Genomic DNA, 979 nt, shown 5'->3' with positions numbered 1-979 from the left:
GGCGACGACGGCCTGCCACACACCATCATCGATGCAACCGGCAAGTCCAAATACCTGTGGTGGAACTCCCTGGCCCAGGTCGAACGCTTCCAGGATTGCTCCGGTAAAAACACCACCTACCGCTTCGACGAGCGCCACCATCTGGTCGCCGTCACCGACGCGCTGGGCCAGACCACCACGCTTCTGCGCAAGCCGGACGGCGAAGTGCTGCGCATCCATCACCCGGATGGCAGCGCCGAGTCGTTCACCTACAACGCTCTCGGCCAGGTGCTGACGCACACCGACGGCAAGGGCCAGACCACCCGACTGCTGCGCACCGCCCGGGGCCTGCCGAGCAGTCGCCAGGACGCCAAGGGCCAGCGCATCCGCTACGAATACGACCCGGCGATTCGCCTGACCGCGCTGATCAACGAAAACAACGCGGCGTACCAGTTCGCCTACGATGCATCCGACCGTCTGATCGAAGAAAAGCGCATCGACAACCTGACCCGGCGTTTCAGCTACAACCTGGGCGGGCATCTGACCCAGGTCGACGAAACCGGCTACGGTGAACGCGGCGAGCGACCACAACGTCGCACCGAATTCGAACGCGACAGCATTGGTCGGCTAATGGCCAAACTCAATGCCGATGCCCGTCAGGATTATGTGTACGACGACGGCGATCGTCTGCTGTCGATCCAGCGCCTGCCGACCGCGCAGGGCAAGCAAATTGGCGTCAGCGAAGAAACGCTCGAATTTTCCTACGACCTGCTCGGCAGGTTGGTCCAGGAGACGACGGCTCAGGGCGCCTTGTCCTACGAATACGATCCACTGAGCAACCTCACCACCTTGACGTTGCCCACCGGCCAACACCTCAATCACCTGTACTACGGCAGCGGTCACCTGCACCAACTCAACCTCGACGGCCAACTGATCAGCGACATCGAGCGCGACGACCTGCACCGCGAAGTCCTGCGCACCCAGGGCACGCTCACCAGCT

At 62.6% G+C, this 979-nt stretch carries 1 pseudogene; it reads left to right on the top strand.

Features of this window, described 5'->3' with window-relative positions:
* Positions 1 to 979: pseudogene (locus tag SOP95_RS31480) on the top strand (type IV secretion protein Rhs); the annotation flags it as partial.

Source organism: Pseudomonas sp. YuFO8, from assembly GCF_035065025.1.
Classification (GTDB): domain Bacteria; phylum Pseudomonadota; class Gammaproteobacteria; order Pseudomonadales; family Pseudomonadaceae; genus Aquipseudomonas; species Aquipseudomonas putida_AE.
Note: the sequence above shows the minus strand (reverse complement) of the source record. Positions and strands in the feature narration are given on the sequence as shown.